At 62.1% G+C, this 15,823-nt stretch carries 9 protein-coding genes; 8 read left to right on the top strand and 1 reads right to left on the bottom strand.

What is annotated here, in order from left to right; all coding sequences use genetic code 11:
- Nucleotides 1–134 precede the first annotated feature (134 nt).
- From IM543_01935 to IM543_01905, 7 genes are all read left to right on the top strand, one after another.
- Complete coding sequence (locus tag IM543_01935; GenBank protein ID QOY94702.1) at nucleotides 135–3,692, top strand: indolepyruvate ferredoxin oxidoreductase family protein; 3,558 nt, start codon at nucleotides 135–137, stop codon at nucleotides 3,690–3,692.
- A gap of 214 nt (nucleotides 3,693–3,906) precedes the next feature.
- Nucleotides 3,907–7,194: a cobalamin-dependent protein gene (locus IM543_01930; protein ID QOY94701.1), complete on the top strand. Its 3,288-nt coding sequence runs from the start codon at nucleotides 3,907–3,909 to the stop codon at nucleotides 7,192–7,194.
- A 224-nt stretch (nucleotides 7,195–7,418) separates the two neighbouring features.
- Nucleotides 7,419–8,501 (top strand): type I restriction enzyme HsdR N-terminal domain-containing protein, encoded by a 1,083-nt coding sequence (locus IM543_01925; protein QOY94700.1) that lies wholly within the window; start codon nucleotides 7,419–7,421, stop codon nucleotides 8,499–8,501.
- Nucleotides 8,502–8,612: 111 nt separating this feature from the next.
- On the top strand, nucleotides 8,613–8,915 hold the full coding sequence (locus IM543_01920) for a hypothetical protein (protein QOY94699.1): 303 nt from the start codon (nucleotides 8,613–8,615) through the stop codon (nucleotides 8,913–8,915).
- A gap of 301 nt (nucleotides 8,916–9,216) precedes the next feature.
- Entirely contained in the window at nucleotides 9,217–11,997 is a 2,781-nt protein-coding gene (prsT, locus tag IM543_01915; protein QOY94698.1) for a PEP-CTERM system TPR-repeat protein PrsT, read from the top strand.
- 54 nt (nucleotides 11,998–12,051) lie between these two features.
- Nucleotides 12,052–12,924 (top strand): PEP-CTERM/exosortase system-associated acyltransferase, encoded by an 873-nt coding sequence (locus IM543_01910; GenBank protein ID QOY94697.1) that lies wholly within the window; start codon nucleotides 12,052–12,054, stop codon nucleotides 12,922–12,924.
- Between the two features lie 30 nt (nucleotides 12,925–12,954).
- The gene (locus IM543_01905) at nucleotides 12,955–13,824 is read left to right on the top strand and encodes a PEP-CTERM/exosortase system-associated acyltransferase (protein QOY94696.1); all 870 of its coding nucleotides are present in this window, start codon (nucleotides 12,955–12,957) and stop codon (nucleotides 13,822–13,824) included.
- Here the strand turns inward: IM543_01905 and IM543_01900 are convergent.
- Nucleotides 13,817–14,644 carry a ThiF family adenylyltransferase gene (locus IM543_01900; protein QOY94695.1) on the bottom strand — a complete coding sequence of 276 codons (828 nt, stop codon included), beginning with the start codon at nucleotides 14,642–14,644 and terminating at the stop codon, nucleotides 13,817–13,819. The two genes, IM543_01905 and IM543_01900, sit on opposite strands and share 8 nt — an antisense overlap.
- A 250-nt stretch (nucleotides 14,645–14,894) precedes the next feature.
- Between IM543_01900 and IM543_01895 the strand changes: the two genes are divergently transcribed.
- A complete protein-coding gene (locus tag IM543_01895) occupies nucleotides 14,895–15,773 on the top strand; it encodes a PEP-CTERM sorting domain-containing protein (protein QOY94694.1) in 879 nt (292 codons plus the stop codon).
- The last annotated feature ends 50 nt before the right edge of the window (nucleotides 15,774–15,823 follow it).

Raw genomic sequence — 15,823 nt, 5'->3', positions numbered from 1 at the left:
ATTTTCTTATACCCCCATCCGCAATCCCTATTGGCCTCGGCCGGCCCAAGTCCCTACACTCCACGCGGTCAAAAAGCGCCCTCGCCTACCCGGCGGTCAGCGCCATAGCACCGAACCACACAATGGAGACACCCATGCCAGATACCGTCACGCCACAAGCGGTGACGCCGGACTACACGTCCCGCCTTCACACCGTCACCCTCGACGACAAATACACCGCCAGGACCGGCAACATCTTCCTGTCCGGTATCCAGGCCCTGGTGCGCCTGCCGATGATGCAGCGCGAGCGCGATGCCGCCGCCGGCCTGAATACCGCCGGTTTCGTCTCCGGCTACCGCGGCTCGCCGCTCGGCGGCCTCGATGAAACCCTGTGGAAGGCGAAAACGCACCTGGAAGCGAACCACGTGCAGTTCGTCCCGGGCGTGAACGAAGACCTGGCCGCCACCGCCGTTTGGGGTACCCAGACCGTGGACCTGATCGGACCAAGCAAGTACGACGGCGTGTTCGCCATGTGGTACGGCAAGGGCCCCGGCGTGGATCGCTGCGGCGACGTCTTCAAGCACATGAACCACGCCGGCACCGCGCAGCACGGCGGCGTGCTGCTGGTGGCCGGCGACGACCACGGGGCGTACTCCTCGACCCTGCCGCACCAGTCCGACCATATCTTCTCGGCCTGCATGATCCCGGTGCTCTACCCGTGCAACGTGCAGGAATACCTGGACCTGGGCGTGCACGGCTGGGCCATGTCGCGTTACTCGGGCTGCGCGGTCGCCTTCAAGGCGCTGGCCGACACCGTCGAATCAAGCGCCTCGGTCGACGCCAACCCCTTCCGTGTCGAGGTCAAGTATCCAACCGACTTCGTGATGCCTGAAGGTGGCCTGAATACCAGGCTGTCCTCGGTGCCGCTGGGCCAGCAGGCACGCGCCCAGGAAGCGCTGATGCAGGACTACAAGATCTACGCGGCGCTGGCCTATGCGCGCGAGAACAAGCTCAATCGCACCACCATCGACAGCCCGAACGCCAAACTCGGCATCATCGCCTCGGGTAAATCCTACCTGGACGTGCTGGAAGCGCTGGAAGAACTGGGCATCGACGAAGCCATGGCCGGCAGAATCGGCCTGCGCCTGTACAAGGTGGCGATGATCTGGCCACTGGAGCCGGAAGGCGTGCGCGAATTCGCCCAAGGCCTGGAAGAGATCCTGGTGGTCGAAGAAAAGCGCCAGGTGGTCGAGTACCAACTGAAGGAACAGCTGTACAACTGGCGCGACGACGTACGTCCGCACATCGTCGGCAAGTTCGACGACAAGGGCGAATGGGTGGCCCCGCGCGGCGACTGGCTGCTGCCGCCGAAAGCCGACTTCTCGGTGGCGCAGGTGGCGCGCGTCATCGCGGGCCGCATCGCGCGCCTGGTCAAGGACGAGACCACGCGCGACCTGATCAAGGCACGCCTGGCCTTCCTGGAAGCCAAGGACGCAGTGCTGCAGAAGGCGATCACCACGCCCTTCCGCCCGGCCTTCTATTGCTCCGGCTGCCCGCACAATACCTCGACCAAGGTGCCGGAGGGCTCCTTCGCGCTGGCCGGCATCGGCTGCCACGTGATGGCGACCTCGATCTACCCGGAAATGAACAAGCTGACCACCCACATGGGCGGCGAAGGCACGCCCTGGATCGGCCAGGCCGCGTTCTCGAAAGTGCCGCATGTGTTCCAGAACCTGGGCGACGGCACCTATTTCCACTCGGGTTACCTGGCGATCCGCGCGGCGGTAGCGGCCAAGGTCAACATCACCTACAAGATCTTGTACAACGACGCGGTCGCGATGACCGGCGGCCAGCCGGTCGACGGCCAGACCTCGGTACCGATGATCGCCCAGCAGATGGCTGCCGAAGGCGTCAAGCGCATTGCGCTGGTTACCGAAGACCTGTCGCGCTACGCCGACCGTTCGAACCTGCCGGCCATGGTCACCCTGCACGACCGCAAGCACATGGACGACATCCAGCGCGAGCTGCGCGAACTGCCGGGCGTTACGGTCATCATCTACGACCAGACCTGCGCCGCCGAGAAGCGCCGTCGCCGTAAAAAGAAGGAATTCCCGGATCCGAACCAGCGCATGGTGATCAACGAAGCGGTCTGCGAAGGCTGCGGCGACTGCGGCATCCAGTCGAACTGCGTCTCGATCCTGCCGAAGGAGACCGAGTTCGGCCGCAAGCGCCAGATCGACCAGTCCTCGTGCAACAAGGATTATTCGTGCGCCAAGGGCTTCTGCCCGAGCTTCGTCACCGTCGAAGGCGGCACCCTGAAGAAGAGCAAGGCCGGCGTGAGCAAGAATGGCGCGATTGATGCCTGGGGCGCGCTGCCCGAGCCAATCCTGCCGAGCGTCGAGCATCCGTACAACATCCTGATCAACGGCATCGGCGGCACCGGCGTGATCACCGTCGGCGCGCTGATGGGCATGGCTGCCCACCTGGAAGGAAAAGGCGCCTCGGTGCTGGACATGACCGGCATGAGCCAGAAAAACGGCTCGGTGACCTCGCACGTGAAGATCGCCGCGACCCCGGATCGCCTGCGTGCGCAGCGCATCGCCACCGGCGAAGCGGACCTGATCCTGGGTTGCGACATCCTCACCACCGGCGCGGCGGACGCGGTCTCGAAAATGCGCCCGGGCCGCACCCTGGCCATCGTCAACCTGCACGAGCAGCCGACCGGCACCTTCGCCCAGCAGCGCGACTGGGAGTTCCCGCTAGGCGACGTACGTGCGCTGATCCTGGAAGCCGTCGGCGGTGAAGCTGGCGTCGATTTCGTCGACGCCACCAGGCTGGCCACCGCGCTGATGGGCGATTCGATCGCGACCAATCTGTTCCTGATGGGTTACGCGTGGCAGAAGGGACGCGTACCGCTGTCGGAAGCCGCCCTGCTGCGCGCGATCGAGCTCAATGGCGTGGCCGTCGCTTCCAACAAGATGAGCTTCCTGTGGGGCCGCCGCGCCGCGGTGGACTTCAAGCGCGTCGAGAAACAGGCGACGCCAGGCCAGACCGTCGTGATCCAGATGCCGCAAAGCCTGGACAGCGTGATCAGGAAGCGCATCGAGCACCTGACCGGCTACCAGGACGCCGCCTATGCGGAGGTCTACAAGCGCCTGGTGGAGCGCGTGCGCGCCGCGGAATCGGCGCAAGGCCTTGGCAGCAAGCTGTCGATGGCGGTAGCGAAAAACTATGCCAAGCTGATGGCCTACAAGGACGAATACGAAGTCGCGCGCCTGTACACCGACGGCCGCTTCGTCGAGCAGCTCAAGACCCAGTTCGAGGGTGACTTCAGCCTGAAATTCAACCTGGCGCCGCCGCTGTTCGCCAGGAAGGACGCCAAGGGCCACATGGTCAAGGCACAGTACGGCTCCTGGATGTTCGGCGCCTTCAAGCTGCTGGCGAAAATGAAGGGCTTGCGGGGCGGCGCCTTCGACCTGTTCGGCAAGACCGCCGAGCGCAAGATGGAACGCGCGCTGATCGGCGAATACCGCGAGATGGTAGAAATGCTGCTGGCCAGGCTGGATGCGGCCAACCATGCGGACGCCGTCGAACTGGCCTCGCTGCCGGAACAGATCCGCGGCTTCGGCCACGTGAAGGAACAGGCCGTGGCCGAGTTCCGCGCACGCAAGGAGGAGCTGCTTTCCGGCAACATCAAACGTCGTGCTGCTTAATTAATACGCACACTTCATCGACGTCGTCCCGGCGTAGGCCGGGACCCAATTTCTCCGCCGCGAGCCATACGAGCTTGATCGACACGCGGCAAGCTTGGATTCCGGCCTGCGCCGGAATGACGTCCTGGTGCGCGTCGCTGGCTTGACGTTAACGTTAACGTCATATACCGTACCGATCTACCCCTGTCCTCCCGAACTCCAAGGACCCAATCCAATGAACGACATCACCCCCGCCGCGAAACTCGACCTGCCGGAGCAGCCGAAGCTGGCCAACAAGGTGCGCTTCGTCACCGCCGCTTCCCTGTTCGACGGCCATGACGCCTCGATCAACATCATGCGCCGCATCCTGCAGTCGAACGGCGCCGAAGTGATCCACCTCGGCCACAACCGCTCGGTCGACGAAGTCGTCACCGCAGCCCTGGCCGAAGATGCGCAGGGCATCGCCATCTCGAGCTACCAGGGCGGCCACGTCGAATACTTCAAGTACATGATCGACCTGCTGCGCCAGCGCGGCGGCGCCCACATCAAGGTGTTCGGTGGCGGCGGCGGCGTGATCGTCCCGAGCGAGATCGAAGAACTGCACGCCTACGGCGTCACCCGTATCTTCAGCCCGGAAGACGGCCAGCGCATGGGCCTGGTCGGCATGATCCGCTCGATGCTGGAAACCTGCGACGTCGATTTGTCCTCGTACGCGCCGACCTCGATCGAGGCCCTGAAACAGGGCGACATCGCCGCGCGCCACCGTCCGCTGGCCCAGCTGATCACGGCCCTCGAAAACGGCAAGGCCGACGAGGACCTGCGCAAGCAGATCGTCGAAGCCGCCGACAGCATCAAGGCGCCGGTACTGGGCATCACCGGCACCGGCGGCGCCGGCAAGTCCTCGCTGACCGATGAACTGATTCGCCGCATCCGCCTCGACCAGGGCGACCGCCTCAACATCGCCGTGATCTCGATCGACCCGTCGCGCCGCAAGTCGGGCGGCGCCCTGCTGGGCGACCGCATCCGCATGAACGCGATCAACCCCTGGAACGGGCAGGCACGCGTCTTCATGCGTTCGCTCGCCACCCGCGAAGCCGGCTCCGAAATCTCGCAGGCCCTGCCGGACGTCATTGCGGCCTGCAAGGTCGCCGGCTTCGATCTCGTGATCGTCGAAACCTCGGGCATCGGCCAGGGCGACGCCGCCATCGTGCCGCACGTCGACACCTCGATGTACGTGATGACCCCGGAATTCGGCGCCGCCTCGCAGCTCGAGAAGATCGACATGCTCGACTTCGCCGACTTCATCGCCATCAACAAGTTCGATCGCAAGGGCGCCCAGGATGCGCTGCGCGACGTGTCCAAACAGTACCAGCGCAACCGCGAACTGTGGAGCCGCCAGCCGGACGAGATGCCGGTCTACGGCACCCAGGCGTCGCGCTTCAACGACGACGGCGTCACCGCGCTGTACCACGGCCTGCTGCCGAAGCTGGCCGAACTGGGCCTGCAGGTCGAGCCGAGCCGCCTGGCCCCGCCTTCGCAAAAATACTCGAGCGGCAAGAACGTGATCGTGCCCCCAAGCCGCGCGCGCTACCTGGCCGAGATCGCCGATACCGTGCGCGGCTACCACCGCAACGTCAAGAAGCAGGTGCAACTGGCGCGCGAGCGCCAGCAGCTGAGCGAGACCAAGCGCATGCTGGCCGCGGCCAACCGTGATGTGGTGTTGGACGACCTGATCACCGAACGTGAAAACGCCATGGAAGGCGGCGCCAAGAAGCTGCTGGCCATGTGGCCGGACATGCAGGCCGCCTATGCGGGCGACGACTACGTGGTGAAAATCCGCGACAAGGAAATCCGTACCCGCCTGGTGCAAAAGACCCTGTCGGGCAACCCGATCCGCAAGGTCGCGCTGCCGAAATTCGAAGACCACGGCGAAGTCCTGCGCTTCCTGATGCTGGAAAACGTGCCGGGCTCCTTCCCGTACACGGCCGGCGTGTTCGCCTTCAAGCGCGAAGGCGAAGACCCGACCCGCATGTTCGCGGGCGAAGGCGACGCCTTCCGCACGAATAAACGCTTCAAACTGGTGTCGACCGGCATGGACGCCAAGCGCCTGTCCACCGCCTTCGATTCGGTGACCCTGTACGGCGCCGACCCGGCGCTGCGACCGGACATCTACGGCAAGGTCGGCAACTCGGGCGTGTCGATCGCCACCCTGGACGACATGAAGGTGCTGTACGACGGTTTCGATTTGTGCAGCCCCTCGACCTCGGTGTCGATGACCATCAACGGCCCGGCCCCGACCATCCTGGCGATGTTCATGAACACCGCCATCGACCAGCAGGTCGACAAGTTCGTGGCGGATAACGGCCGCCAGCCGACCGACGACGAAGCCCAGAAGATCAAGGACTGGGTCCTGATGAACGTGCGCGGCACCGTGCAGGCCGACATCCTGAAGGAAGACCAGGGCCAGAACACCTGCATCTTCAGCACCGAGTTCTCGCTGAAGGTGATGGGCGACATCCAGGAATACTTTGTCCACCACCAGGTGCGCAACTTCTACTCGGTGTCGATCTCGGGCTACCACATCGCCGAAGCCGGCGCGAACCCGATCTCGCAGCTGGCCTTTACCCTGTCGAACGGCTTCACGTTTGTGGAAGCCTACCTGGCGCGCGGCATGCACATCGATGATTTCGCGCCCAACCTGTCGTTCTTCTTCTCGAACGGCATGGACCCGGAATACACGGTGCTGGGCCGCGTGGCGCGCCGCATCTGGGCCGTCGCCATGCGCGACAAGTACGGCGCCAACGAGCGCAGCCAGAAGCTGAAGTACCACATCCAGACTTCGGGCCGCTCGCTGCACGCGCAGGAGATCGACTTCAACGACATCCGCACCACGCTGCAGGCGCTGATCGCGATCTACGACAACTGCAACTCGCTGCACACCAACGCCTACGATGAGGCGATCACCACGCCGACCGACGAATCGGTCCGCCGCGCGCTGGCGATCCAGCTGATCATCAACCGCGAATGGGGCCTGGCGAAGAACGAGAACCCGAACCAGGGCGCGTTCATCATGGACGAACTGACCGACCTGGTCGAAGAGCAGGTGATGCAGGAGTTCGAGCGCATCGCCGAGCGCGGCGGCGTGCTGGGCGCGATGGAAACCGGCTACCAGCGCGGCAAGATCCAGGAAGAGTCGATGCTGTACGAGCACAAGAAGCACGACGGCTCGCTGCCGATCATCGGCGTGAACACCTTCCGCAATCCGAACGGCGCCGGCGCACCGGCAACGATCGAGCTGGCGCGTTCGACCGACGACGAAAAGCAGTCGCAGCTGACCCGCCTCGAGGACTTCCACCGCCGCAATGCGGGCGAAGCGCCGGCCGCGCTGGCGGCCCTGCAGCAGGCCGCGATCGACAACGAGAACGTGTTCGCCAGGCTGATGGAGGCCGTGCGCGTCTGCTCGCTGGGCCAGATCACGACCGCGCTGTTCGAGGTCGGCGGGCAGTACCGTCGCAATATGTAAGTGTCGCTTCAAGTGCCGAGCAACACACGGCGCTCGCTTCAACAGGCTAGTTCGGTTTCGGACTAGCCTTTTTGTTTGTACTGTCGCGTTTGCTCAACGGGAAGAGGGCAGTGAAGACGAGCCAGGCATTTACTTGTTGAAATAAAACTAAAACGAGCGCAACATAAGTTAGTTCCCATTAGTAATCGTTTCTCAAGCACAAATGTTAGCGAAGGAGCTTTACCGTGGATCTGATGGACCAGCTGCGAACACTTGCTACGCGAATCCAGAGCACTAAATCTCTGATTCAAACAGAAGAGGCGACCAAGAACGCCATGGTCATGCCCTTCATTCAGCTACTCGGCTATAACGTCTTCGACCCAACCGAGGTCACACCCGAGCTCGTTGCCGACATTGGGACGAAGAAGGGTGAAAAGGTCGACTACGCGATTCTTCGCAATGGCGATCCGATTATGCTATTCGAGTGCAAGAAGTGCGGTGCCGATCTTCATATCAACCACGCAGGTCAGCTATTCCGGTATTTCCACGTAACCGAATCACGCTTCGGCGTGCTGACCAACGGCCTGAGGTACAAGTTCTTCACCGATCTCGAACAACCAAACAAGATGGATGACACGCCGTTCTTCGAGTTCGACATCCTCGACTTCAAAGAACGGGATGTAGAGGAACTGAAGAAGTTTGCGAAGACCTCGTTTGATGTCGACACCATCCTCAACACTGCCAGTGACCTGAAGTACACACGCGCCATTCAGGAGCGGCTGGCAGAGTGGGTGTCCAATCCTCCGGACGAATTCGTTCGCTTGCTTGCTAACGACCTGCTCGGCGGCCGACGCTTTACACCGACCATCAAGGACCAGTTCACGCACATCACGAAACGCGCGTTCGAGCAGCTGCTCGCGGAACGAATCAATGTCCGCCTCAAGGGCGCGATGGCGGCAGAATTCCCGCTGGCTGAAGAGAGCGCAGCACCCATCATTCCACGTGTGGACGATGAACCGGAAGTCGTTACGACCGCTGAGGAGATCGAGGGCCTGCACATTGTCCGTTCCATTTTGCGGGACGTCGTCAGCCCGAGGCGAATTGTGATGCGTGACAATCTGAGTTATTGCGCCATTTTGCTAGACGATAACAATCGAAAGCCTGTTTGCCGACTGCGCTTCAACAACTCGCAAAAACTCGCTGTTGGAATCTTTGGCGCTGACAAGGCGGAAGAGAAATTTTCCCTGAATGACATCGATGAGCTCTACGGCTTCGCAGACAAATTGCGCGCGACCGTCGCCATGCATTTACCGCAGGGTGACCAATGAGACGGGAGATGCCTGTCCGCACATCGCCTGCATGAAGACCCTGTCCAATCCCGTGGTCGTCGTTCGGCACCCTGGCCTAGAATAAACTTACCTGACCAGCGGAGTGCATGCATGCCGATCCAGCCCGAACAACTCGCCGCACTGATGCGCGAAGTCGAACAGGAAGACCCGATCGACTTTGCCGACCTCCCCTTTCCTGAAGACGAACTGCGCGAACTGGTCGCGTCCCACTTGTGCGAGATGGCCGGTGCGATGGAAAACTTCAGCACCGAAGACCGCCTGATGACCTTGCTCGCCGTTTCGGCCAAGCTGGTGCTGGAAAACCTCGTCCTCCATGTACAGCTGCTACGTCGACATGGCCTGCCCGTTGGCGACAACGTCGAAGCCCTGCTGAGCCGCTTGCGCAAGGGTTAGCTGCCTCTTCCAGTCAAAGGATGGGGCCACCCGGCGCGCAAGCAGCAACGGGATCCATATAGTTGACAGCCGATCCCCCCTGGCGTGGGGCTGCCATCCGCTGCGAACTGCTGTTATCTTTCCACAAATCAACAGTTACTTCGTCTCAAGCTCGCACAATAGCAACAGTGGTCGGCTATTTGCGTATACGGATGAGCTGATGCCGTTGGCAACGGATTCCTTGGGGTATTATTAACACTCGGGAAACTTCGCTTGCACCCAAACCAATTTTTACGCAAGCGCCTTCATCAAAGGGAAGACAATGCCGGGTACTCTCACCAAGAAACAACTTGCCGTTGCCGTGGTTTCCGGCGCCATCCTGCTCAGCGCGGGCATGGCTGGCTGCAGCCGCTCGCAGACTGCGGAAGAGCTCATCGCGGAAGCGCAACAATATGAAAAAAAAGGCGATCGCAAAGCCGCGCTGATCCAGCTTAAGAATGCCGTGGCGCAAAACCCGGAAAACGCCGATGCGCGCCTGCGCCTGGGTAACCTGTATCTCGAACTCGGCGACGTGGCTTCGGCCGACAAGGAACTGCGCAAGGCTGCCAGCCTGGGGGTTCCTGCAGACAAGACCCTGCCCCAGATCGCCCGTACCCTGCTGTTGCAGGGCAAGTTCAAGGAGATCCTCGACGAAGTCACGCCGGAAAAGGCCAAGGGATCGGCCGAACTGCTGTCGCGCCGCGGCGATGCCTACCTGTTGTTGGGCGATAAGGCCAGCGCGAAGGAAGCCTTCGACGCCGCCCTGGCGCTGGACCCGAACTCGGGCGATGCCCTGGTCGGCCTGGCGCGTCATGCGGTCGTCAGCAACGACCCCGAAAGTGCCAAGCGTTTGATCGAAGAAGCCACGACCCGCGCCCCGAACAACACCGATGCCTGGATGATGCAAGGCGGCATGCTGCGCGGCATGGGCAAGACCAAGGAAGCGCTCGCCGCCTATGACAAGGTCCTGCAGATCAATCCGGGACACCGCAGTGCCCATGTCGAAAAAGCCTATGTCCACATCGGCACCAAGGACCTGGCCGCGGCAAAAGCGGATCTGGATGCCGCCAAGAAGCAATGGAACGGCGACCTGAACGTGACTTATGCGCAGGCCTTGCTCGACTACACGGGCGGAAAGCATGCCGAAGCACGCGATTCGCTGCAAAAAATCCTGAAAGTCGCTCCGGACCACATGCCGAGCCTCCTGCTCGCCGGCGCCGTGCAGCTGAACCTGGGCGCCACCCAGCAGGCCGAGCAGCACCTGCGCAAATACCTTGAATCGGACCCGAAGAACCTCTATGCCCGCAAGCTGCTGGCGCAAGTGTTCCTGAAATCCGGCCAACCCGCCGAAGCAACCGCGGTGCTGGCCCCGGCCCTGAAGGACAGCGGCAAGGACGCCCAGTTGCTGGCCCTGACCGGCCAATCCTACCTGCAATCGCGCGACTTCGCCAAGGCCTCGGCCTACCTGGAACAGGCCAGCGCCCTGGCGCCGGAGGCGGCCGGCATCCGTACCTCGCTCGGCCTGTCCCGGATGGCGCAGGGCGACGTCGACCAGGCCATCGGCGACCTGGAACGCGCTGCCACGCTGGACCCGAAGTCCACCGATGCCGGCTTCGCCCTGGTGCAGGCCGAAGTACGGCGCGGCCAGTTCGACAAGGCGCTGGCGGCGGTGCAGACGCTGGAGAAGACCCAGCCGGACAACCCGGCAGTCCATAACATGAAAGGCGGCGTCTACCTCGGCAAGAAAGACCTCAAGAGCGCGCGTGCCAGCTTCGAGAAAGCAGTCGCGCTGAACCCGACCTTCTTCCCTGCCGTGGCGAACCTGGCGCGGATCGACGTCGCCGAGAAGAACCTCGCCGGCGCCACCAAGCGCTTCGAAGCCGTGCTGGCCAAGGACAAGAAGAACATCCAGGCCATGAACGCACTGGCGGAACTCGAACTGCAGCAGGGCCGTCCCGCCCAGGCCACCGCCTGGCTGGAGAAAGCCCAGGCGGAACATCCGGATGCGATCCCGCCGGCGATCAGCCTCGGTACGCATTACCTGCAAACCAAGCAGGCCGACAAGGCGCTGGCGCTGGCACGCAAGATGCTGTCCCTGCACCCGGCCAGCCCGGACCTGCTGGACCTGACCGGCCAGGCACAGATTGCGACCAAGGACTACGCGGGCGCCCTCGAGTCGTATAGCAAGCTGGCAGCAGCCGCGCCGAAAGCGCCGTTGGCGCAGATGCGCCTGGCAGCGGTGAACACGCTGATGAAGAACGATGCGGCCGCCGACGACAACCTCAAACGGGCGCTGGCGCTCGACCCGACTTTCGTCCCGGCGCGCATCGCCCAGGTCGAACTGGCAATGCGCGGCGGGAAAATGGACGAGGCCCTCGCCTTGGCGCGCCAGATCCAGAAGGATGCGCCGAAATCGCCGGTCGGTTTCCAGATCGAAGGCGATCTCTTGCAAAAACAGCAGAAGCTGGCGCCGGCGCTGGCCGCTTATGAGAAGGCGTATGCCCTGAGCAAGGCACCGGGCCACCTGGTCAAGATCAGCGAAGTGCTCAAGCGCAGCGGCAAGGAAGGCGAAGCCCAGGCGCGCCTGGCGAAATACCAGGCCGCCAACCCGAACGACCAGGTGGTCGGGCTCCTGCTTGCCGATAGCTACCTGGCCAAGCGCCAGTTCAAGCCGGCGATCGCTAGCCTGGAAAGCCTTGTCAAGGTCAATCCATCGAACGCTGCGGCGCTCAACAACCTGGCCTGGGCCTACCAACAGGAAAAAGACGCGCGCGCCCTGCCGACTGCGGAACGCGCCTACAAGCTGGCCGCCCAGACCCCGGCGGTGATGGACACCTTGGGCTGGATCCTGGTGGAAAAAGGCGAAACGGCGCGCGGGCTGGACCTGCTGCGCAAGGCCGTCGCCGCGGCGCCGGAAGCCCAGGACGTCCGCTATCACCTGGCAGCCGCCCTCGCCAAGTCCGGCGACAAGGCTGGCGCCCGCAAGGAACTCGAAAAAACGCTCGCGTCCGGAAAACCGTTTGCGGCCATGGACGATGCCAAAGCACTGATGCTTCAACTGTAACCATGCGCGGCGGCTTCGGCCGCCGCCTTCCTGCAACGATTTTTTTGCCTGACCATGACCTCTATTACCCAACATCAGGAATGCGAACCGGTTCGAAGTGGTTTCTTCGGCCGACTAGTCCAGCGTTTCGGCGGCAAGCGTGACGTATTGGTTCCGTACTTCTCGTTCCAGCAGGTGTTGAAGGGGAATATGGAGTCGTATGTGCTCAAGGAGATCTACAAGCTGCGCTACGAGGTCTACTGCCTCGAGCGGCATTACCTGGAGGCCAGCGAATTCCAGAATGGCCTGGAAACGGACGAGTACGACCCATGCTCGATCCATTTTGCCGCCTATACCCTCGACAAGGACATTGTCGGTACCGTGAGGCTGGTCCAGCCGAACGACGGCCAGCCCTATCCTTTCGAAAGCCATTGCACGCCTTTCCCAGAGTTTTCCTGTCCCCCGCGCGAGGCTGCGGCCGAGATTTCGCGACTGGTCGTCAAGAAGACCTATCGCAGGCGCCGGGGCGACTCGATGGAGGGTATTTCGCAGGACTTCGTGGAAAAAGGCAGCACGAAGACGATTCAACCGAGTTCAACCGTGCGGCGCGACAGGCGCGGCAATAGTCCGCTATTATTGCTCGGCATGTATCGAGAGATGTACCGTTACAGCCGTCAGAACGGGATTCGTTACTGGTACGCGGCGATGGAGCGGTCACTGGCGCGCTCGCTGCAAAAAATGGGATTCAGGTTTGTACCGATTGGACCGCAAGTCGATTATTACGGTCCGGTCACACCCCACATGGTCGACCTGGATGAACTGCTCGGGCGTTTGAGAAGAGAAAACAAGTTCCTGGCTGCCTGGTTCAATGACGAACCAATCCCTTTGTGGATCATGCTGAAAACCATGGTCGGCAATTATCTGGGGAGCCGCTTCAGGAAAAAATAACCAGGGTCCAAGACTGGACAAAAACTACAGATGGACAACGGAAAAGCACGCGTCGATCCTGACGCCTTCCTGTCCCGTGTTGAGTTCGGGGCACACCAGGAAACAATCGATCACGTCAATCGCAAGATTTTCCGGGCTTACCGGGGCGGCCACAGTGGCGTGATCCCCGGTGATATCTTCAGGCTGAGGCACCAGGTGTATTGCCTGGAATGCGCCTTCCTCCAGGCCGAGCAGTACGTGGACGGCATGGAGTTCGACGACTACGACGACGTCTCCACCCATTTCGCCGCCTACACGCTGGACGAGAAACTGGTCGGCGCGGTACGCCTGGTGCAGCCGGATGCACCGAAACCCTATCCGTTCGAACTGCACTGCGAAGTGTTCAGCGATTTCGACATGCCCGACCGCGAACAGTCGGCCGAGATCTCGCGCCTGGTGGTCAAGAAAAGCCACCGTCGCCGGCGCGCCGACAGCGTACTGGGCATTCCCGGCTTCCTGCCGCCCAGTCACCACGACCCTGCCAGCGAATTCGATCCTTCCGTCGACCGTCGCGACCGGACCTCGCCCATGCTCTTGTTGGGGATGTACCGCGAAATGTTCCGCCATAGCCAGGAAAGCGGCATCCGTTACTGGTATGCGGCGATGGAGCGCTCGCTGGCGCATGCACTGAAGAAGATGGGTTTCCGTTTCCTGGCGATCGGCCCGGAAGCCAATTACTACGGCTCGGTCACGCCCTATGTGCTCGACCTGCACGACCTCGGGCGCAAGCTGCGCCACAGCAACCCGACACTGGCGGCCTGGTTCAACGAGAAGGCGCCCGTGGTCGAGCACACCCACCCGTCCCGCGTGCACGTGGTGCGCAGGCAGGAGCTGGGCAAGGTGCCCAAAGACATCAACTAGCGATATTCACCAGTTTCGTGACGTGATTGCGGAAACTGTGGATCACCATGTTCGGCGCTGGCGGCACCTCCATGCCCGCGAGCATGTCGTGCATCATGGCCATGGCCAGCGCTGCCACCGAGAAACTGCCGACCGCGATCTGTGAAGCCGGGCAGGCGGTACCGTCTTCCATGATGGTCAGGGCCTTGGCCACCTCTTCCATCACCTGACGGTCCAGGTGTGCGCCGATGCGTCCCATCACCCGCTGGAACACCGCGGTGTAGCTGAGATTGCCTTCAGCGGCCGCGGCTTCGACGTCGCGCTGCAGGATGGCCGGCAGTGAATTGCCCGAGCCCGGCGGGAAGTACATCACGCCGGCGCCGAAGCCGATGTTCATCGCCGTGAAGATCGGCTTGGCCTGTGCCGCCGCATTGCCGTGCAGCGCCAGCACGGCTTCCAGGTCCACGAAGTCGATGGTGTCGAAGATCAGGTCCACCTGGCTGACCAGGTCGGCTGCATTGTTCTTGTCGAGCATGGCCACATGGGCCTCGACCCTGGCTTCCGGATTGATGCGCAGGATGTGTTTCTTGAGCGCTTCGACCTTGGGCATGCCCACATCCTCGAAATCGAAGAACTGGCGGTTCAGGTTATGCGCATCGACCGTGTCGCCGTCGATCAGCACGAAGTGCTGGAAGCCGGTACGGGCGGCGCAGATCACCGGGCCACTGCCGAGTCCGCAACCGGCGAACAGCACGCGCGCAGTGCGAATCTTGTCCTGGGTGTCCTGGGCAATATAGCCACTATTGCGCGTTACAAAAGTATCGTAGTTGAAGGTCGCCATATCCATCTCGTTTGTCGGTAGTGAAGCAATATCGTAGTGGAATTCTGTTCAGAAAGCGACCCGTATGTTAACTGGCGCACTGTCGATTTTTCTTACAAATATTGCATCAAAAGACACATTCCCAAAATAAACTTTTGCATAAATTCGTTTTATATCAATTGCTTACGTCGTTTTGTGAAAAGCTGGCACAGCTCATGCTTAGTGTTCATTGTCGCTGTCGTGTACAACTACCTTGTGAGGAAATGAACAAATGAACATCAAGAAAATTTCGGGAATCATCGCTGGTGTCGCAATGGCTGCTGGTCTGTCGGCCCCGGCTAGCGCCGTCGTCCTGCAAGCTGGCGACCTGAAAATCACCATCAATGCATTCGACGCCGGCACCGTCGGCTACGGTAACGACTCGGGCACCAAGTGCGAAACCATCGCCGACTGCGATGCCGTTCCCGGCATCATGACCGCGCCGAACGCCGTCGGCAGCGAAGACACCTGGGGCATCTTCTCGGTGCAGAGCATCTCGCGCGTCTCCGACGGCAGCCTGCTGTTCACCGCCGGCCAGAACGGCGAATACCTGACCGGTATGTTCGGCGGCATCGCCGACACCTATGTCGAAACCAACGGCGGCATCTCGCCGACCACGCTGGCACTGGGCACCGGCGGCTGGCTGAACATGTACCTGACCGGCCAGAACTACGACAGCTCGTTCGGCCCTGGTGGCCGCCTCGGCCAGTACGGCTACACCGGCATCACCAACGTCGGCGGCACCCTGGCCCTGTCGGCCAACTTCGGCGCCGGTGCACTGGGCGATTACCCGGAATACACCTACGTGTCGAACTTCGCGAACAACACGATCTCGGGTAACGGCCAGGGCTTCCTGGACGTGACCGGCGGCAGCTGGGCAGACATGTTCGACACCGATGCTCAGATCGATCCGAACGGCAACATGCACGACATGTTCCTGAAGGTCACCTACGGCCAGACCGGCGCGTCGGCAGACGCTGGCTGGACCGTCGACGCCTCGGGCGACGTCCAGGGCGAAATCGGCGAAGTGCCGGAACCAGGCTCGCTGGCCCTGCTGGGCCTGGGCTTCGCCGGCCTGGCAGGCCTGCGCCGCCGCAAGGCTGCCAAGTAATCAGGCATACCCTTCCCGCCGCGGCGGGAAGGCTCCACGCCCAAAAAAAG

It is taken from the genome of Massilia sp. UMI-21, assembly GCA_015277795.1.
Classification (GTDB): domain Bacteria; phylum Pseudomonadota; class Gammaproteobacteria; order Burkholderiales; family Burkholderiaceae_D; genus Telluria.
Note: the sequence above shows the minus strand (reverse complement) of the source record. Positions and strands in the feature narration are given on the sequence as shown.